Source organism: Promicromonospora sukumoe 327MFSha3.1 (assembly GCF_000385135.1).
GTDB classification, from domain to species: Bacteria; Actinomycetota; Actinomycetes; order Actinomycetales; family Cellulomonadaceae; genus Promicromonospora; species Promicromonospora sukumoe_B.
Window position 1 is genome coordinate 2157519 of the sequence record NZ_ARQM01000010.1, and the last position, 18309, is coordinate 2175827.

Sequence of the window (18309 nt, forward strand, 5' to 3'; positions counted from 1 at the left end):
CTCAGTACAGGATGGACGCCTGCCCGCGCGGCCAGGCCAGGGTGGCGTAGATCTGCACCATCGCGGCCTGCTCCAGCAGCTCGGTGTGCTCGTCACCGGCGTTGAACAGCCCGGTCGCGGGTTCCCGCTCGGTGCGCCACTGGTGGTCGGCGTAGTCCGCCATGGCGTTCCGGTACTTCGTGCCGCCGGTCACGGACTCCAGCAGCAGGAGGTTCTTGAACCAGATCGAGTTGAAGAACATCGGCTGGCCGTCCAGCCGCCCCTCGGTGACGTAGTAGCGGTAGGACGCCGCCGCGATCGCCTTCGCCTTGGCCAGGTACCTCTTGTCGCCCGTCGCCTCGTACAGCAGGGTGTAGGTGCCCAGCGGCACGCCCTGGTTGTACGACCACTGCGTGCGGTCGATCGACCCGTCGAGCTTGATGTTGTCCCAGTAGAGGCCGTTCGGCGCGAGCAGGTGCTCGTCGGTCCAGCCCACCATCCGCTGCGCCCAGTCGAGGTAGTCGCGCTCCCCCGTGATCATGAACAGGCGCGTGGCTAGCTGCGCGCCGGGCATGGTGGAGACGGTGTTGCGGTCGGTGCTCCAGGTGGCCTGGGTCCAGAACACGCCGCCTGGGGCCGGGTGCGACGGGTCGGTGTCCCACCCGGAGACCACGAGCTCGAAGATCTCCTCGGCCCGCCTCAGCGCCGCCTCGTCGCCGGTCGCCAGGTACTGCTGCACCTTGGCGAGCGCCACCCACTCGTTGTCGTCGTAGAACATGTCGCCGCCACCGCCGTACGGGGCGCGCGGGTACGAGTCGTAGCCGGGAAGCCCGGTGGTGCCGCCGTCGGCATTCCAGAAGTGCTCCTGCCCGCGGGCGACGTCGGCGAGGTCGTCCCGGAACGACCGCCCCGCGGCCCCGGGCAGCCCGGTGAGGTCGAGCGTCGCGACGTGCGCCTGCGAGTGCGGCCACTCGAACGAGTAGGTGCGGTCGTCGGCCCCGCTCGGGTACCGCTCGCGGAAGAGGCCGGAGCCGTCGTCCGCGGCCATGTACTCCTGCATCGCGTCGTACGAGGCGACCGCCCGCTGCACCTGCGTGCGCTGCGACGCCGCGGAGGCGTCCCCGACCTGCGCACCGGCGGGGGCCGCCGCCCCCAGTGCGCAGGCCAGCGCGACGACCGTGCCGGCAACTCTGGTGAACCTCATCGTTCGCTCCTTCGTTCGGTGGTGCTCGGTCATTCGGTGGGGCCACTCGGCGGGGCGACGACGCGGCGATGTCAGCGCTGTCATCTTGACGAGCGGGCGCTCGGTGTCCTCCTCGACTCGATTCCCTGCGTCACCCCTGCCAGACCCAGGCTTCGCGAAGTCTCCTTCGACTCCGATCGGTCCCTGGCGCCCGGAACACCCGGCGGACAGGCTATGGGGCCAGAACCTGACCGGTCAACGACGCCCGTCGTCGCACTACGGAGCCGGTACGTCGGCCCCGGCCTCGCAGGCAAGGCAGAGCAGCGTCGACTCGACGACGCCGCGACGCACGAATCGTTGGCCCAGCTCGACGGCGAACTCGTCGCACTCCGGGCACGACCACGGGCCGTTCGTGCCCTCCTGCGCCGAGCTGATGATGTCGCTCCATCCGCTGCTCACGGCGCGGACTCTATCGGGACGACCTTGATCAACCGGCACGCGGCCGTGCCGGCTTCGACCTCCGCCACCATGACCGACGCGCCGCGGTCACTGACGGGCCATTCGAGGAACTCGTCGCTCACGAGTTCAGCACCAGGGGTCGCGGCATCGAACACTCTGACCGCTCCCTGCCAGTCGACCGGCCCGACGACGTCCCACACGAGACCTTCCCAGGACGACCTGATCGTTCGGAACAGGTCCTCCTCGTCCTCGGCCCACCGCCACTGGACCACACAGCCCAGGTCCTCCGACCAGGTCGTGGACATCGGCTCGTCCGAAAGAGAAAGTGCGGAGAACGCGCGCCCGGCCCTGACCACGTCGACCATGCCTATGTCGTGGACGGCGCAGGCGAGGTCGTAGTCGGGACCTCGATACCCAGACCACTCGGGTACCGAGGCCGCCTGCATCACGACCATGGGGCCGCCGGTTGACTCGAGCCACTTCATCCGGGAGATCTCCTTCAAAGTTCTAGAGGCGGCCGGTCAGGGCCGGAGACTCTTGGTCAGCATGAGGGTGACGTCGTCGTCGATGCGCACCGTGCTCCCGGGCTCGACCGGCCGGCCGGCCGACATCAGTCCGCGCCCGTCGAACTGGTAGCCACGCGCGATGTACAGGCGCATCGCGGAGCCGTAGTCCGCGTAGACGCCGACACCCAGCCCGGCCACGGCGCTCCGGTCAGCGATCAGGCCCTCCAGGGCGTCGAGCAGCGCCGTTCCGACGCCCTGTCGGCGGTGGTCCGGCAACACGTTGAGGTCCTGGATCTCCGGGATCGACCCGTCCCGGAACGGCGGGTACTCACTTCGCCAGGACACGCAGCCGTAGCCGGCGAACTGCTCGCCTGACCAAGCGACCAGGACGACGAGCTCACCGGACTGCTGGCGAGCGAAGTACGCGGCGTAGTCCTCCTCGGCCTTGCCGGGCCAGCCGAGCGCTCGAAATGCCGCGGCCATCTCCGGGGCATCCTGCGGCGTCAGCGGTCGAAGTTCCACGTCCACCCGAGCGACCGTAGTGGCCGCGCCGTCGCGACGGCGAACCATTAGCCCGGGCGGCTCGGACAGCACCATCCGCCAACCGGTTATTTCACCCGTCCCGGAGTGAACCCCGGCCCCACGACCCACGTAGGCTCCGGGCAGGGCAGAGGCCCGGGGGCTGGCTGACCCGGGTCGGGACCCGAGCGCGGGGTCTGGGCCCGCACTCGGGCAGGAGCCGGGACCCCCGACCTGGGGGACGGGGGTCCCGCTCCTTGGGCACGTCGGACGGCTGCGGCAGCCGGGACGGCGCGGCACGCCCCGGGCGACAACCACCGGCAGCGGCCAGATACTTCGAGTACGACGCCTGCGCCGGGGCGAGCGACGACCCGCCCCGCCGCCGATCGGAGGTCTCGATGAACCCGGCCGTCAAGCAACGTCACATCGCCCTGGTGGCGCACGACAACATGAAGGTCGAGCTCCTGCGCTGGGCCGAGTACAACCGGGGCACGCTCGCCGAGCACCAGCTCTACGCGACCGGCACCACCGGCACGATGCTCGAGTACGAGCTCGGCCTCCCTGTGCACCGGTTCCTGTCCGGTCCGGTCGGCGGCGACCAGCAGATCGGTGCCAAGATCGCCGAGGGCAGCCTCGACATGCTGATCTTCTTCTGGGACCCGCTCGAGGCCCAGCCGCACGACCCGGACGTCAAGGCGCTGCTGCGGATCGGTGCCGTGTGGAACGTGCCCATGGCCTGCAACGTGGCCACCGCGGACATGATCATCTCCTCGCCGCTCCTGTCCAGCGACTACGAGAGCCGCCGGCCCGACCTCACACCCCGTACCTGGGACCAGACCGCCGAAGACCCGGCCTGAACCGAAGGGCCCGCCGCACGCGGGACAACCCCTGCCTCAGGCCCCGGTACGGGTGCTGAAGAGGCGGTCCAGGTGCTGGTCGATGGCCGCCAGCGCGGCCCGGGGTTCGATCACCTCGAGCTCGAGCAGCGAGGTGAACCCGGTCAGCGCGATGATCAGGTTCGTCTCGACGTCCGGGTCCCGGTCCGGAGCGATCTGGCCCTCCCCGATCGCCTGCCGGACGAGGCCCTCGACCATGGAGCGACCGTCCCGGAGCCCGAGGGTCGCCTGCTTGCGCAGCACGGGATCGTGCAGGGCCTCCAGGACGTAGGCGGCGCTCATCCGGGACGACGCGCGGGCGTCGTCGTGCAGGGGCAGCATCTCGGTGAGCACCAGGCGCAGCACGTCCCTGGGGTGCGGAGGCTGGTCGAGCGCGGCCAGCCCGCGGGCGACCCGGTCGGTGGTCCGCTCGGCGGCGAACTCCATCGCGAAGGTCAGCATCGCCGTGCGGGACGCGAAGTAGTGCTGCAGCTGTCCCAGCGAGACGCCTGCCTCGCCGGCGACCTCACGCAGGGTCGCCCGGGTCCAGCCGTGCTGGTCGACGACCCGCCACAGCGCACGAGCGATCGCCTCACGTCGTTCCTGGTGATCCACCAGCTTCGGCACCCTGCCCCCTTCCCGTTGGCAATACACATGACATAATACACGCGTACCGCGAAACCATGAGACGGAGCGCCGATGTCAGACCCGCACCCGCCGCCCGAGTTCTTCAACCCGTACGCCGTCGCCATCGACGAGGAGGTGGCGATCGCCCTGCTGGCCGACCTGCACGTCCGCAACGCGATCGCACGTGGCGAGTTCGACGACCTGCCCGGGAGCGGCAAGCCGCTCGACCTGCCCGACCGCCACGACCCCGACTGGTGGCTCAAGAACCTCATGAAGCGCGAGCGGCTCGTCCTGCTGCCGCCGTCGATCCAGCTGCGCAAGGAGGACGCCGCGCTGGACGCCCGCCTCGACGAGATGTGGGGCGAGGCGGAGGTGCGTCAGGAGATCGAGGAGTTCAACAAGCGGGTGCTCCGTGGGCGCTACCAGCCGCCCGCCGGACCGCCCCTGGTCACCATGCCGCGGGACGTCGAGGCGACGGTCGCCGCCTGGGCGGAGCGCAGGGCGCGGGCCGCGGAGGCACGAGCCAGGGCTCGTGCGGAGGCGGCCGACGAGAGCCGCCGTCGCCGACGACGCGGCCGCAGGCGGCGCCGGTAGCCGGCGCCGGCAAGGCCGGACGGTCAGCCGCGCGCCACCGCTCCCAGACGTACCGCCGCGACGGTCCCACCGTCGACCAGCAGATCCGTGCCCGTGACGAAGCCGGCGGCCGGGCTCAGCAGGAACTCGACCGCGTCCGCGATCTCCTCGGGACGCCCGACGCGGCCGGTGCCCGACGCCGCGACCAGGGCGCGTATCTGGTCACCCGAGGCCCCCTCGAGCTCGGCCTCGCCCATGGCCGTGGCGATCACGCCCGGACTGACCGAGTTCACGCGGGCGCCGCGGCGACCCCAGACCAGGCTCGCGGCCTGCACCCGCAGCTGGTTGGCACGCTTGGCGACCGAGTAGGCCGCCCCGGCATCCGGCAGCGCCGCCACCACCGGCAGCGCCGCGAGCTCGTCGCTCGGCGTCGTCGCCAGCGCGAGCTCCACCTCGGCGGACAGCGACGGCTGGGCGAACCACCCGGCCATCGACGCGATGACCACCCCGGCGCCACCGGCGGCGATCACCTCGCCGAACGCGTCCAAGCCGTGGGCGACACCCACGAGGTCGACCCCGATCACCGCGGCGAGCGGCGCCTGGACCGGTGAGACCCCGGCGGTGTGCACGACCGACGTGACCGCTCCCAGAGCTGCCGCCTGTCGCGCCAGCGCGGTCATCGACTCCCGCTCCGAGACGTCGACCTGCACCACGGTGACGTCCCGGCCGCCCTCGGACACGGTGGCAGCCGCGGCCTCCAGCCGCTCTGTCGAGAAGTCGGCGAGCACCAGGCGGTCGTGCCTCAGCCGCCGGGCGACGATCTCGCCCATCCCGCCCACACCGACGACGACGCCAACCGTTGCGCTGCTGCTCATCGCTTCCCTCACGTCCTGGTGCACGGGACATCACGCACGGGATCGGCGCACGTGAACCGGTATGCACGATACATATCAAACCGTGCGCTCATCGTACCCATACGGCGAGCTACGCTCCGCGGGTGAGCAAGACGCGGCGTGGTGTGGTGCGGGCCCCTGACGGAACCGAGATCGCCTACCGGACCCACGGTGACGGCGAGCCGCTCGTGCTGGTGCACGGCACCGGCCTCTCCCAGGTCGTGTGGCGAGGCCTCGGGTACGTCGACGCCCTCGCGGGTCATCAGGTCGTCACGCTGGACCTTCGCGGACACGGACGCAGCGGCCGCCCGTCGTCGCCGTCGGACTACACCGCGGCGCGGTTCGCCGCCGACGTCGTAGCCGTCCTGGACGCGCTCGCTGTCCCCCGGGCGCACTACCTCGGCTACTCGCTCGGGGCACGGATCGGCTTCACGCTCCTGGACGTCCGACCCGAGCGGATCACGTCGTTCGTCTCGCTCGGCGGCACCCATCGCAGCACGGCCGGTGGTCCGGCGGAGGTGTTCTTCCCGGCCTTCGACGAGGCACTGCGCCGCGGCGGCATGGCCGGGTTCGTGGAGGGCTGGGAACGTCATCGCGGGACGCCGCTGGACCCCCAGACCGCACTCGCGTTCCGGGCGAACGACCCGGCGGCGATGCGCGCGATCCTCGCCGCGATCGAGCACGAGCCAGGCGTGCCGGCAGCCCGGCTCGCACACGTCACCACACCGACCCTGCTGCTGGCGGGCGACCGGGACCGGGCACGCCTGGACGCCTCGCACGAGGCGGCACGGGTCATGAGCGACGCCCGGGTCGTGGAGCTCGAAGGACACGACCACGCGACGACGCTCAGCGACCGGGAAGGCGTCCTCGGCCACGTCGTCCCGTTCCTGCGAGCGGTGACGAGGGGACCGGGCCCTGTCGCAGCGGATGCACGAAACCACAGGTCGGAGGACCTTTCGGAAACGTAATAAGTCGGCCTGCAGGCATCGCGGGGACCTACGGTCGGGCGCACCGCAACCCAACGAACGAGGAGCACGATGCACCCGCAGACCCTGGACGCCGATCGGCTGCGAGCCGACCTCGACGGCCGCCTCGTCCTGCCCGGCGAACCGGACTGGGACGACGCACGCCGGGCGTGGCAGCTGACGGCAGACCAGCATCCCGACGCCGTCGTCCTCGCCGCCACCGTGAGCGACGTGGTCGCCACCGTGAACGCCGCCCGGGAGGCCGGCCTCCGGGTCGCGGCCCAGGCGACCGGGCACAACGCCGGCCCCCTGGGCCCGCTGGCCGGCACGGTGCTGCTGCGCACCTCGGGCCTCGCCAGCACCACCACCGACGTCGCCGCGGGCACCGTGCGCGTGGAGGCAGGTGTGACGTGGGGCGCCCTGACCGCCGCCGTCGCACCGCACGGGCTGTCCGGCCTGCCGGGCACCGCGGCCGACGTCGGCGTCGTGGGCTACACCCTCGGTGGTGGCCTGTCCTGGCTGGGGCGCGCGCACGGCCTGGCCGCCAACCACGTCGTCTCGGCCGACGTGGTGACCGCCGACGGCGTGCTGCGCCACGTCGACGCCGTGAGCGACCCGGAGCTGTTCTGGGCGATCCGTGGCGGTGGCGGCAGCTTCGCCGTCGTGACGGCACTGGAGATCAGCCTGGTGCGGGTGTCCGACCTGCACGGCGGCACCCTGTTCTTCCCCCTCGAACGTGCCTCGGAGGTGCTGCACGCCTGGCGGGAATGGACCGGCACCGCACCGGACGAGATCACCTCGCTCGGTCGCCTGCTGCGGTTCCCACCGCTGCCCGAGCTGCCGGAGGCGGTGCGCGGCCGGTCGTTCGCCGTCGTCGAGCTGGTCTCGCTGCTCGGGCAGGAGGCCACCGATGCCGCGCTCGCACCGCTCCGCGCGCTCGGTCCGGACCTGGACACGGTCCGGGCGAGCGGTCCTGCGGAGCTGGCCGCCATCCACATGGACCCGCCGGCTCCGGTGCCCGCCACCGGTGACGGCTTCCTGCTCAGGGACCTGCCCGCGGCCGCCCTGGACGCCTTCCTGTCCGTCACCGGACCGGACCAGGACTTCCCTGTGCTGGGCACGGAGATCCGGCACCTGGGCGGGGCACTCGCTCCGGCGCCGTCCGCCGGTGGCACGCGGGGCGGTGCCGTGAGCGCCCTCGACGCGGGGTACGCGATCTTCTCGGCGGCACTCACCCCCGACGAGGCCGCCGTCAAGGCGATCCACGGCCACCTCGACGCGCTGCGCGACGCCCTGGGCGACTGGGCGGCGCCGACGTCGTACCTGAACTTCACCGAGCGCCCCGGCGGGGCTCCCTTCGCCGACGCCGACACGCTCGCGCGCCTGCGGCGGGTCAAGCACCGCTACGACCCCACGGACCTGGTCCGCGGGAACCACCCGGTCGAGCCGTCGGCCGGCTGATCAGCACCGGACGCACCACGGGGTCGGCCCTCGGGCCGGCCGCGTGATGCGTCTGGGCGTCTGGGCGTCGACGAAGGGCCTTGATCTGGCCCTTGCGACAGCTGGTCAGTCCTGCCCCGCCCCGCTGCGAGACAGCGGGGCGATCCGTTCGCGCAGCCGGTCCAGCTTGTCGGCGTCAGGGGTACCGGGCTCGGCCCAGTTGAGCACGATGTGCAGGTCAGCACACTCGATCGTGAGGATGTCGCAGTCCAGGGTGATCTCGCCGAGCTCGGGGTGGACCACGGTCTTGCGCGACCGGCCGGCCGGGACGGTCTCGTAGCGGGACCAGAGGTCGTCGAAGCGCGGGTTGGCGTCGCGCAGGCCGCTGACCAGCTCGGCGACGGCGCGGTCGTCCGGGTAGCGGTCGCGAGCCCGACGCAGGTCGGCCACCATCCTGCGCTCGAACGCGTCCGTCTGGTCGGCATCACGCTCGACCCGCGAGGTGCCGCCTGGGTTCACCGCGGCGAAATGTCCCCAGGCGAGGTTGTTCGCGCGGGCACGGTGCTCGGTCGGGCTGCCGAACAGCTCGCCCCACAGCGGGTTCCACTGCACTGCGTCCCACGACGCGGTGAAGACCGCCACCGGTGTGTCGCTCATCCGGTCGATCATCCGCTGCACGCCGCGGGGCACCTCGCTCGGTACCGAGCCCGACGCCGGGGCGACCGCGCCCGCCAGGCGGTACAGCAGCTCCCGGTCGACCGCGTTCAGGCGCAGCACCTGCGCGAACGCGCCGAGCACCTGGGGCGAGGGGGTGGTGGCGCGACCCTGTTCGAGCTGCACCAGGTAGTCGACCGAGATGCCGACCGTCAACGCCAGCTCCTCGCGTCGCAGGCCCGGCACCCGGCGGTCGCCGCCGGCCGCGAAGCCGATGTCGGCGGGGCGAACGCGGCCCCGCCACGCCCGGAGTGCGGCGCCGAGCTCGGTCTGCGTCTTCATCCGCCCAGTATGGACCGGGGTCTCGGGCACCGAGTGGTACTGAAACTCATAGGGACGCCGGGCGGTGGGGCGCACCAGCAGCGACCGCGACGGCCGGCGCGATCCGATCGAGCGCGCCGTCGAACTGGTGCTCGGCGAGCAGGTGCACCAGGACGTTGAGCTGCTCGATGTTGCGTGCGGAGGTCAGCGGGCCGGCATCCAGCGCGGTGAAGCCGGCGTCCTGCGCGAGCGTGCGTACCTGCGCCTTGGCCAAGGAGTCGTCGCCGGCGAGGAACACCGGTGGTGTCGACTCCGGCGCGGGCCACCGCCGCGCGTCGAGCACGGTGGAGGGCATGGTGTTGAACGCCTTGACCACGCGCGCCCCGGGGAGCCGGCGCTGCAGCTCCTCGCTGGTGGACGAGGTCTCCATGAATGCGGCGTCGTAGGAGTGCTCGAAATCGCCGCTCACCCGCAGGGGGTTCATGGTGTCGATGACGACCTTGCCATCCACCGGCCCGACGGCGTCGAGCACCGCGTCCAGCCGTGGCCAGTACACCGAGAAGAGGACCACCTCGCCGAACGCGGCCGCCTCGGCGGGTGCGCCGCGCACGGCTCGCGGGTTCTTCTCGAGGAACGTCTCCAGCTTCTCCTGACCGGCGTCCTTGGCAACCATCACCTCGTGCCCGGCCGCGAGCCAGGCCCGCGCCAGTGCCCGTCCGATGTTTCCTGCGTTGACCACTCCGATACGCATGTCTCTCCTCTGTCCTCTATGCATGTGGCGGGTTCTCGTGCGGGCAGCGTCAGAGCTTGTAGCCGCCGCTCGCCTCGATGACCTGACCGGTCACCCAGCGACCCTCGTCGGAGGTCAGAAAAGCGACCACCGCCGTGATGTCGGAGACCTCGCCGAAGCGGCCCAGTGCCGTGTCGGCCTCGATGGCGGTCACCAGGTCGGCGTCCAGGCGCACGGCCGTGTTCATGTCCGTGCGTACCCACCCGGGGGCCACTGCATTCACGGTGATCCCGCGCGGTCCGAGCTCCATCGCGAGCGTGTGGGTCAGGTTGTTGATGCTCGCCTTGGCCATCGAGTAGACGGGCACGGACTGCATGGGCCGGGTACCGGCAGCGGAGGAGACGTTGACGATGCGCCCGCCGTCGGTGAGGCGGGTCAGCGCCGACTGCACCACGAAGAACGGTGCCCGCACGTGGACCGCGAACAGGGTGTCCCAGCTCTCGGGCGTGGCGTCGGCGAGACCACCCCAGCCGGAGTTGCCCGCGTTGTTGAGCAGCAGGTCGAGCGACGCGCTCCCGGTGCGTTCCGTGAGCTCGCGGTCGAGCTGTTCGAACAGGCCGGGGATCGACGCGGCGTCGGCGAGGTCGGCGTGCAGCGCGAAGGCCCTCCCTCCGGCCTGCTCGATGGCCGCGACCGCCTCGTCGGCGCCGGCCTTGCTCGCGTTGTAGGTGAGCGCGACCGTCGCGCCCTGGCTTGCGAGGCGCTCGGCGATCGAACGGCCGATACCCCGTGAGCCCCCGGTGACGAGGGCGGTCTTCCCGGAGAGTGAGTGCGACATGGAACGTCCCTTGATCGGTGTTGCCAGCAGCTGGGTGCCCGGGACCGGGCCGCCCGAGATCGATCCTCCGACCGCCGGCGCACGGGTGACAGGCGCCCGTGTTCCCTGGGAATCCGGGTACCACCCAGCGATCGCCCCGTGCCCTCCGGGCACCGCCCGGAGGGCACGGTCAGTGGGTGCGCTACTTCTTGACCGTGCTGCCGCTCGCCAGCTCCATGAAGATGGCGACGTGTGCCGGAGGCATCTTCGCGAGCTGTCCGCCGACGGGCGACGGGCGCACCGCGCTGTCGATCATCCTCCGGGCGGTCTCGGCCGTGACGGGCGGCACCGGGGCCTGGAGGTAGTGGCGCTTCTGCTCGTCCTCGGTGAGACCGTCCGGCACCGCGGGCGCGTAGGGCCAGAAGTAGATCGGCGTCTCGGGCTCGATGCGCCAGCTCTCTGCCAGCGAGCCCGCATCGATGACGTCGTAGCCGACCGATTCCAGGAACCGCGCCACGAGCCGCTTGGCGGCGTCGTCGTCCCCGGCGACCGGGATCGTCATCCGGTCGGGGTCACCCACCGGGCGGGCGTTGGCGTAGATGTGGTTCCAGTCGAAGTTGTGCAGCCCCTTGACGACGATCGAGTCCTTCAGGTGGCGCTGCACGAGCTCGCTCGAGGTGAGCGCGCCGCTGTCGAGCTCGGGGTCGCGCCAGAACTCGGGGTAGTAGTTCGTCTGGTCCAGGACCACCTTTCCGGCGAGCTTGTCGGCGGGCAACGCCTCGTAGCTGGCGAGCGGGAGCGGGAGCGCGACGATGTCCCCCGCTTCGATCGCCTCGTCGACCGTGCCGGCGCGTGCGAGGGGCCCGAGCTCCTGGACCAGTCCGGCGATCGTCTCCGGACCGCGGGAGTTGCTGAGGACGACGTTGTGGCCGGCGTCGACCGCCAGTCGGGCGAGCGCGCCGCCCACCAGGCCGGAGCCGATGATTCCGATGGTCTGTGTCATCACGAGATCTTTCCTGTGCGAGAGCAGCGGCCTGGACCGCTGCGGGGACGGACCGATCCTCTGCGCGCCCCCGGGGCGGCACCAGGCGTCGTTCTCGCTATGACTGGGAGTACCACCCAGCTGCGAAGCCGGTCGCGCATACTGAGGACATGCCCACCCAGACCGAGCTAGGCAGCGCACTGCGCGCCTGGCGGGCGAGCGTCGCACCGGCCGACGTCGGCCTGCCGGCAGGTGTCCGCCGTCGGGTGCCCGGCCTACGGCGCGAGGAGGTGGCGCTGCTGGCCGACATCTCCTTCGACTACCTGGTCCAGCTGGAGCAGGGCCGTGCCGCCAACCCCTCGCCCCAGGTGCTGCGGGCGCTGGCGGAGGTACTGCGGCTGAACGCCGTGGACCGGGAGGTGCTCTACCGTCTCGCCGGGTTGGTGCCGCCTCCCTCGGGCTTGGTCCCGAGTGCGATACCGGCGGGTGTCCAGCGGATGATCGACCGGATGAGCGACACACCGGTGGCGGTCTTCACCGCGTCGTGGGACGCAGTGCAGTGGAACCCGCTGTGGGGCGAGCTGTTCGGCAGCCCCGCGGTACCCGGCTCCGGAGCAGGGAGCGACGGTCACGCTCCGAACATGGTCCGGGGACACTTCGCGGCCGAGCCGCCGGCCGGCGCATCCGGCGTGGAGCGGGACACCGCACACACCGACGCGTTCGAGCGCATGATGGTGTCCGACCTGCGGCGTGCCGCCGACCGGTACCCCGACGACCGTGCCGTCACGGAGCTGATCGATGCCCTGCGCGCGTCGCCACGCTTCGACGAGCTCTGGGCCAGCTACGAGACGCTGCCCCTGGCGGGCTCGCACAAGACGGTCGTCCATCCGGAGCTCGGCGCGATCACCCTGGACTGCGACATCCTCACCATCGAGCACGCCGACCTGCACGTCGTCATGAACTGGGCCGTCCCGGGCACGCGCGACGCGCAGCGGCTCGACGCCCTGCGCGAGCGGGCAGGCGCCGCACCGCGCTGACGCGCATCCGCGGCTACGACCCGTCTCCTGGTAACGGCTACGCCCTCCTCGGCGCGGCCGCGGCCACCGTCGCCATGATCACGATCCGCGATCCTTTGCGGTCCTGAGCTGCTCAGTTCGGGTGCGGACCGGTCAGCCGCGCGCCCGGAGCATCGCCAGGGCGATGGCGGGGATCAGGGTGAGGGAGACGATGACGGTCCCGACGGCGGCGGGCAGCCGGCCTGTGGCACAGGGCGGAATCTCTCCTCGACGGCCCTGGGTATCTCGGGCCATCACGGTCACCGGAGCGCCAGATCGGGAGGCCCCGTTTCGCGACCCGAGGAATTTCGTCCGAGGCCGACGTCATGTGCCCGGGGTGGGAGCGCGTGCCCTCTGCGCCCCGCAGGCATGTGTGGTGAGATCCCAGTTCAGAGACTCTTTCGGGGGCGTGACAACTCCCCTGGTCGCGGGCTCGGGCGCCGAGCGTCGAGCGCCGAGCGTGCCCAGCCGACGAAGGACTCGAACAGGAGCACCCATGTCCACGAAACCCCTCGACACCGCGAAGCTGCGGGCGGAGCTCGACGGCACACTCGTCCTCCCCGAAGAGCCCGGCTGGGACGAGGCACGCCAGGCGTGGCAGCTGGCCGTCGACCAGCACCCGGACGCCGTCGTCCTCGCCACCACCACCGCCGACGTGGTCGCGACGGTGAACGCCGCCCGAACCGCAGGACTGCGGGTCGCCGCGCAGTCGACGGGCCACAACGCCGCGCCCCTCGGGCCGCTGGCCGGGACGGTGCTGCTGCGCACCTCGGGCATGACGGACATCTCCGTGGACCCCGTAACAGCCACCGCGCGTGTCGGGGCGGGCGCCCATTGGGGTGCGGTGACAGCCGCCGTCGCCCTGCACGGGCTGGCCGGCCTGGCGGGCACCTCCGACGACGTCGGCGTGGTGGGCTACACCGTGGGCGGTGGCCTGCCGTGGCTCGGGCGAGCTCACGGGCTGGCCGCCAACCACGTGCTCTCCGCCGACGTCGTGACGGCCGACGGCGTGCTGCGGCACATCGACGCCGCGAGCGACCCGGAGCTGTTCTGGGCGATCCGCGGCGGCGGCGGCAGCTTCGCCGTCGTGACGGCGCTGGAGCTCAGCCTCGTCCCGGTGCCCGACCTCCACGGCGGCACCCTGTTCTTCCCGCTCGAGCGCGCCGCAAAGGTGCTGACGACCTGGCGGGAGTGGACCGCGTTCGTGCCCCCGGAGATCACCTCGCTCGGTCGGCTGCTCCGGTTCCCGCCGATGCCGGAGATCCCAGAGCCCGTGCGCGGCGGGTCGTTCGCCGTGGTCGAGGTGGTCTCCCTCCTGGGCCAGAGCGCGACCGACCGGCTCCTCGAGCCGCTGCGTGAGCTCGGGCCGGTGATGGACACCGTCCGCCCGTCCGGGCCCGCCGACCTCGGCTTGATCCACATGGACCCGCCCGGTCCAGTTCCTGCGACGGGCGACGGGTTCCTGCTGGCGGACCTCACCCCTGAGACGCTCGACGCCTTCCTGTCGGTGACCGGGCCGGACGCGGACGTCTCGCTGCTCACCACGGAGATCCGCCACCTGGGCGGGGCCCTCGCCCCCGATCCGTCCCGCGGTGGAGCCGTGACCGGCTTCGACGCCCGGTACGTGGTCTTCAGCGCTGCGCTGACCCCCGACGAGGAAACCGTGAAGGCCGCGCACGTCCTCCTGGACCGGCTGCGCGACGCTCTCTGGCTCCTTGGGCCGCGCCGGTCTCCTACCTGAACTTCGCCGAACGCACCGGCAACGCCCCGTTCGCGGAGCAGGCCACGCTCGACCGGCTGCGCCGGATCAAGTCCCGGTACGACCCTGCCGACATGATCCGCGGCAACCACCCGGTCGCACCGGACTGACCCTGCGCCCGACGCCCGCCGGCAGGCCGACGGTCCGCGCACCGAAGCCCCACCAGGAGTGGGGCGCCACGTGGCGCGGGCCGCCCGGACCGGTCGCCGTTAGCCTGCTGCCATGCCCGAGAAACCGCCGTTCAGCCCGACCGTCGCCCTGCTCACGGTCAGCCGGGTGTGGGACGTCGCCTTCGCCGACGCACTCAAGCCACTCGGCCTGACGACCCGCAAGTACGGTCTGCTCGGCCACATCCGTGCGACGCCGGACGTCTCCTTCAGCGAGCTGGCCCGCCGCTCCCGCATCACCGTGCAGAGCGCCCACACCGCCGTCGCCGCGTTCACGACCGACGGCCTGGTCGAGGACACGACGGCTCGCGCCGGCGCGGCCTCGCGGCTGCGGGTCACCGCTGCCGGCGAGCGGCTCCTGGAGCAGGCGGCGGAGCGGGTCGCAGCGCTCGACGCCCGGTTCACCGAGGAGTACCCCGTGCTCACCGAGGGGCTGCGGCGGCAGATCGAGGAGCGCATGTCGCGGAACGGATGACGCGAGGCGGTGGGTTCCGGAAGCGCGCAACCTTCAGGCGGTCTGAAGCATAACCATCCTTCAGTTAGGCTGAAGGTATGGAGAATCTGTTGCTGTCCGCGCACGTGCTCGCGGGCATCCTGTTCGTCGGTCCCGTGGCGGTGACCACGAGCCTGTTCCCGCGCTTCGCGCCGGTCTCGGCCGGCGCTTCGGCCGGTGCTTCCGCCGCGCCCGGCTCGCCCGGCACCGCCGTCCGGAACGAGCGCAGCGCATCGGTGGCCCGGATGCTGCACGGCGTCACGCGGGTCTACGGCGTCCTGGCCCTCGTGGTACCCGTGCTCGGTCTCGTGCTGGCGGCCGTCCAGGGGCGCCTCGGCGAGGTCTGGATCATCGTGGCGATGGTCCTCACGGCCGTAGCGGGCGGGCTGCTCGCGCTGCGCATCGCCCCGGCCCAGCGTGCCGTGCTGGAGGTCCCGGGCGACGCCGCGCGGCTGCGCGGGCTGAGCATGCTGACCGGCGTCTTCAACCTGCTGTGGGCTGCGGTCGTGGTGCTCATGGTCGTGCGGCCGGGGTCGGTATGAGGCCGCTGCTGCGCGCCCTCGAGGTGCTCTCGGTGCTGGAGCTGGTGAGCGTTGCCGTCCTGCTCGTCAACCTGGCCACGGTCCATGTCGACGGCGTCGCGTCGGCGCTCGGGCCCGCGCACGGTGCCCTCTACCTGGCGGTGGCGGTCACGGCCCTGCTGGGCCAGGGGCTCCTGCTCCGCACGCGCCTGCTGGCGCTCGTCCCGGTGCTCGGCGGCGTCCTCACGCTGGTGAACGTGCGACGGGAGGCACGCCGGTGAGCCTGCGTCACTACGTCCGCCGCCCGCCGGAGGTAGGTGTGGCCGAAGCGCTCCGGCTCATCGATGACGGCGCACTGGTGGTGGATGTGCGCCGCGAGCGGGAGTGGCGCAACCATCACGTGCCCGGGTCGGTCCTCCTGCCGCTGGACGAGCTGGCCGACCGCGCCGAGGAGCTGCCCGAGGACCGCGTGCTGATCGCGTTCTGCACCGGCGGCCTGCTGTCCCGGGGCGCGGCCAACCTCCTGACGGAGCTCGGGTTCGACGCGGTGAGCCTCGCACGCGGCCTGATGGCGTGGCGCGCCGCGGGCGGAGCGCTGGAGGGCGAGCGGGTGGGCTGAGGTCGGTGCGGCGCCGGCCTGCGGCCAGCGCTCCGTGCGGGTGGCCGGGCTCGGTGCGAAACTGGGGGCCACCGTCCCCGACCTCGTGGAGGGCCATGCGCGGCACGACCGTCGAGCACCTGTTCGTTCCGGGCGACGTGGTGCGGGCTGCCGTGGCGGTCAGTGTCGTGGTGGGTGGGGCGACCCTCGGCGGTCTGGCCGTGGCACTGTTCCTCCTCGCGCTCGGCGGGGCACTCGTCCCTCGGTTCCTCGGTTTGCCTGCGGTACTCGACGTCTGCTTCGGCGGCTGCCTCCTGCTGGCGGCCTGGGCGGCACTGCTCCGGTGGTACGAAGCCGTCCCGTGGCTCGACCTCCTGGTGCACGCCGTCTGCACGGGCCTCGTCGCCGCCGTCGGTGTCCTCGCCCTGATCCGCTGGCGGGTGGTGGCGTCCCGGGTGTCCGGCGGTTGGGCGCACGCCGGCCTGGTCGTGACGACCACGGCGACGGGCGCACTGGGTGCGGTGCTCTGGGAGCTCGGTGAGTGGGCCGGGTACACCTACGTCGACGAAGAGATCCGCGTCGGGTACGCGGACACGATCGGGGACCTTTCGTTCGGCGTGCTCGGCGCGCTGGCCGCCGGCGTCGTCCTCGCCGTCCAACAGGCCGGCAGGAGGTCGGACGATGCCCGCTGACCCCACCCCGACGGTCTCCGTGGTGGTGCCCGTGCGCGACGACGCGCGGGCACTGGATGTGTGCCTGTCCCTGCTCGCACGCCAGACCGTCGCCCCGCTGGAGGTCGTCGTCGTCGACAACGCCTCGTCCGACGCCTCCGCGGCCGTGGCGCACCGCTGGGGCGCCGTGGTCGTCGGCGAACCCCGGGTCGGCATCCCGGCCGCGGCGGCAGCCGGGTACGACGCCGCGAAGGGTAACGTCATCGCCCGCCTCGACGCCGACTCACGCCCGGGCCCGCACTGGGTGAGCATGATCGTCGAGCGGATGGCCGCCGACCCGGAGCTCGACGCGATCACCGGGACCGGCCAGTTCCACGACCTGCCGCGTGGCCTCCGGACGGCGTCCTGCCTCGTATATCTGGGGGCGTACTACGCGCTCGCCCATCTCGCGCTCGGGCACACCGCGCTGTGGGGGTCGTGCATGGCGATGCGCTCTCGCACGTGGCAGGCCGCGCGCCGGGACGCCGTGCGCGAGGACCCCGAGGTGCACGACGACCTCGACCTCGCGTTCCGGTGCGGACCGGCCCGGCGCATCCGGCTGCTCCACTCCTGGCGGGTGGGGGTCTCGGCGCGCAGCCTGCGCGGACGACGGCAACGACGTCGGCGCCTCCGACGCGCCTGGCACACCCTGCGCCTCAACTGGCAGGTGTCTCCCCCGTGGGACCGGTGGTGGCGCAGGCTACGACGACCGGGGAGCAGCCTCACCAGGGTCGAAGCGTCAAGGAGGGGTCGCGTTCGACACCGAGGTCACCGAAGGTGAGAAGCCCGACGAGCGTGTCTCCGTCCAGGACGGGGACACGCCGGACTCCGGCGGCGTGCATCGCCTCGAACGCGTCCTCGACCAGGTCGGTGTGGCCCACGGCGATGACCTTGCCGTTCGTGACCTGCTGCACGGTGGCGTCCGTCCCGAGCCCGGCAGCGAGGCCTCGCACCACCAGGTCTCGGTCGGTGACGACCCCGATCGCCCTGCGCCCTGCGTGCACCACCAGCGCTCCGACGTCGTGCTCGACCATCTCACGGGCGGCCCGGCGCAGCGTCTCGGTCACCTGCACCGTGGCTGGTACGGGGGTCATGAAGTCTGCTACGAGCGGATGATCCATGGTCAGCCGTCCGACCGGAACCCGTTGACCTTGTGCGTCCCGTCGCACCAGGGCGCGATCGCGGTGCCGCCGCAGCGGCACAGGGCGACGGTCGCGCGATGCCGCGGCACGGGGTCACCGCTCTGGTCCACGATCGTGAAGGAGCCGCGCACCAGCAGCGGACCGTCGGGACACGCGACGACAGTTGCCTCGCCGGTGGGCGCGCCGTCCGCTGATTCCGCCATGCCGCCTCCAAGGACCGTCTTTCAGGACTTCCTGTAGAAGCTAGGACGATCGCCGGCACTCGCAACCTCGGCACGAGCCTGCTCGTCCCTCTTGCGAGCGGGCAGGTCCGTGGACACCATGACGCGACCACCCCGACG

General features: G+C 72.1%; 24 protein-coding genes. 12 read left to right on the forward strand and 12 right to left on the reverse strand.

Translation table 11 applies throughout. The annotated features are described in order from the left end of the window. Position 1: 1 nt before the first annotated feature. The 4 genes from H291_RS0113445 to H291_RS0113460 form a co-directional block, all read right to left on the reverse strand. Positions 2-1183, reverse strand: a complete 1182-nt coding sequence (locus H291_RS0113445) for a glycoside hydrolase family 76 protein (RefSeq protein ID WP_020015525.1) — start codon at positions 1181-1183, stop codon at positions 2-4. 255 nt (positions 1184-1438) lie between these two features. Then, positions 1439-1621: a hypothetical protein gene (locus tag H291_RS0113450; RefSeq protein WP_020015526.1), complete on the reverse strand. Its 183-nt coding sequence runs from the start codon at positions 1619-1621 to the stop codon at positions 1439-1441. Then, positions 1618-2106, reverse strand: a complete 489-nt coding sequence (locus tag H291_RS0113455) for an Imm21 family immunity protein (protein ID WP_020015527.1) — start codon at positions 2104-2106, stop codon at positions 1618-1620. Before H291_RS0113455 ends, H291_RS0113450 begins: the two co-directional genes overlap by 4 nt. A gap of 36 nt (positions 2107-2142) precedes the next feature. Beyond that, positions 2143-2649, reverse strand: a complete 507-nt coding sequence (locus H291_RS0113460) for a GNAT family N-acetyltransferase (protein WP_198012466.1) — start codon at positions 2647-2649, stop codon at positions 2143-2145. Positions 2650-3044: 395 nt separating this feature from the next. Between H291_RS0113460 and H291_RS30005 the strand changes: the two genes are divergently transcribed. Then, on the forward strand, positions 3045-3503 hold the full coding sequence (locus tag H291_RS30005) for a methylglyoxal synthase (RefSeq protein WP_020015529.1): 459 nt from the start codon (positions 3045-3047) through the stop codon (positions 3501-3503). 36 nt (positions 3504-3539) lie between these two features. Here H291_RS30005 and H291_RS0113470 read toward each other — a convergent pair whose 3' ends face one another. Continuing rightward, the gene (locus H291_RS0113470) at positions 3540-4148 is read right to left on the reverse strand and encodes a TetR/AcrR family transcriptional regulator (RefSeq protein ID WP_020015530.1); all 609 of its coding nucleotides are present in this window, start codon (positions 4146-4148) and stop codon (positions 3540-3542) included. 72 nt (positions 4149-4220) lie between these two features. Here H291_RS0113470 and H291_RS0113475 point away from each other — a divergent pair, with 72 nt between their 5' ends. Next, positions 4221-4742, forward strand: coding sequence for a J-domain-containing protein (locus H291_RS0113475; RefSeq protein ID WP_020015531.1), 522 nt, complete (start codon positions 4221-4223; stop codon positions 4740-4742). A gap of 23 nt (positions 4743-4765) precedes the next feature. Here the strand turns inward: H291_RS0113475 and H291_RS0113480 are convergent, their stop codons facing one another. Next, positions 4766-5596: an SDR family oxidoreductase gene (locus H291_RS0113480; protein ID WP_020015532.1), complete on the reverse strand. Its 831-nt coding sequence runs from the start codon at positions 5594-5596 to the stop codon at positions 4766-4768. A 122-nt stretch (positions 5597-5718) separates the two neighbouring features. On the opposite strand from H291_RS0113480, the gene H291_RS30010 reads away from it, so the two are divergent. Then, positions 5719-6582, forward strand: coding sequence for an alpha/beta fold hydrolase (locus H291_RS30010; RefSeq protein WP_020015533.1), 864 nt, complete (start codon positions 5719-5721; stop codon positions 6580-6582). Positions 6583-6651: 69 nt separating this feature from the next. Further along, positions 6652-8040, forward strand: a complete 1389-nt coding sequence (locus H291_RS0113490) for an FAD-binding oxidoreductase (RefSeq protein WP_020015534.1) — start codon at positions 6652-6654, stop codon at positions 8038-8040. A gap of 105 nt (positions 8041-8145) precedes the next feature. Here H291_RS0113490 and H291_RS0113495 read toward each other — a convergent pair whose 3' ends face one another. From H291_RS0113495 to H291_RS0113510, 4 genes are all read right to left on the reverse strand, one after another. Continuing rightward, positions 8146-9015, reverse strand: coding sequence for a helix-turn-helix domain-containing protein (locus H291_RS0113495; RefSeq protein WP_020015535.1), 870 nt, complete (start codon positions 9013-9015; stop codon positions 8146-8148). Between the two features lie 46 nt (positions 9016-9061). After that, on the reverse strand, positions 9062-9745 hold the full coding sequence (locus tag H291_RS0113500) for an NADPH-dependent F420 reductase (RefSeq protein WP_033325959.1): 684 nt from the start codon (positions 9743-9745) through the stop codon (positions 9062-9064). Positions 9746-9794: 49 nt separating this feature from the next. Beyond that, positions 9795-10562: an SDR family NAD(P)-dependent oxidoreductase gene (locus H291_RS0113505; RefSeq protein ID WP_020015537.1), complete on the reverse strand. Its 768-nt coding sequence runs from the start codon at positions 10560-10562 to the stop codon at positions 9795-9797. Positions 10563-10743: 181 nt separating this feature from the next. Continuing rightward, positions 10744-11544: an NADPH-dependent F420 reductase gene (locus tag H291_RS0113510; RefSeq protein ID WP_020015538.1), complete on the reverse strand. Its 801-nt coding sequence runs from the start codon at positions 11542-11544 to the stop codon at positions 10744-10746. 149 nt (positions 11545-11693) lie between these two features. Here H291_RS0113510 and H291_RS0113515 point away from each other — a divergent pair, with 149 nt between their 5' ends. From H291_RS0113515 to H291_RS30015, 8 genes are all read left to right on the forward strand, one after another. Then, positions 11694-12560 carry a helix-turn-helix domain-containing protein gene (locus tag H291_RS0113515; RefSeq protein WP_020015539.1) on the forward strand — a complete coding sequence of 289 codons (867 nt, stop codon included), beginning with the start codon at positions 11694-11696 and terminating at the stop codon, positions 12558-12560. Positions 12561-13074: 514 nt separating this feature from the next. Next, positions 13075-14319, forward strand: a complete 1245-nt coding sequence (locus H291_RS32035; RefSeq protein ID WP_020015541.1) for an FAD-binding oxidoreductase — start codon at positions 13075-13077, stop codon at positions 14317-14319. Positions 14320-14559: 240 nt separating this feature from the next. Continuing rightward, positions 14560-14979 carry a MarR family winged helix-turn-helix transcriptional regulator gene (locus tag H291_RS0113530; RefSeq protein WP_020015542.1) on the forward strand — a complete coding sequence of 140 codons (420 nt, stop codon included), beginning with the start codon at positions 14560-14562 and terminating at the stop codon, positions 14977-14979. Positions 14980-15056: 77 nt separating this feature from the next. Further along, positions 15057-15539 carry a membrane protein gene (locus tag H291_RS0113535; protein WP_026365724.1) on the forward strand — a complete coding sequence of 161 codons (483 nt, stop codon included), beginning with the start codon at positions 15057-15059 and terminating at the stop codon, positions 15537-15539. Continuing rightward, a complete protein-coding gene (locus H291_RS0113540; RefSeq protein WP_020015544.1) occupies positions 15536-15799 on the forward strand; it encodes a hypothetical protein in 264 nt (87 codons plus the stop codon). The genes H291_RS0113535 and H291_RS0113540 overlap by 4 nt, the downstream gene beginning before the upstream one ends. Before the next feature lie 38 nt (positions 15800-15837). Beyond that, a complete protein-coding gene (locus H291_RS0113545; protein ID WP_020015545.1) occupies positions 15838-16137 on the forward strand; it encodes a rhodanese-like domain-containing protein in 300 nt (99 codons plus the stop codon). Between the two features lie 95 nt (positions 16138-16232). Then, the gene (locus H291_RS0113550; RefSeq protein WP_020015546.1) at positions 16233-16808 is read left to right on the forward strand and encodes a hypothetical protein; all 576 of its coding nucleotides are present in this window, start codon (positions 16233-16235) and stop codon (positions 16806-16808) included. Continuing rightward, positions 16798-17607: a glycosyltransferase family 2 protein gene (locus H291_RS30015; protein ID WP_020015547.1), complete on the forward strand. Its 810-nt coding sequence runs from the start codon at positions 16798-16800 to the stop codon at positions 17605-17607. Before H291_RS0113550 ends, H291_RS30015 begins: the two co-directional genes overlap by 11 nt. Here H291_RS30015 and H291_RS0113560 read toward each other — a convergent pair. Then, complete coding sequence (locus H291_RS0113560; RefSeq protein ID WP_020015548.1) at positions 17549-17920, reverse strand: CBS domain-containing protein; 372 nt, start codon at positions 17918-17920, stop codon at positions 17549-17551. The two genes, H291_RS30015 and H291_RS0113560, sit on opposite strands and share 59 nt — an antisense overlap. 29 nt (positions 17921-17949) lie before the next feature. Next, on the reverse strand, positions 17950-18171 hold the full coding sequence (locus tag H291_RS0113565; RefSeq protein ID WP_020015549.1) for a CDGSH iron-sulfur domain-containing protein: 222 nt from the start codon (positions 18169-18171) through the stop codon (positions 17950-17952). Positions 18172-18309 lie beyond the last annotated feature (138 nt).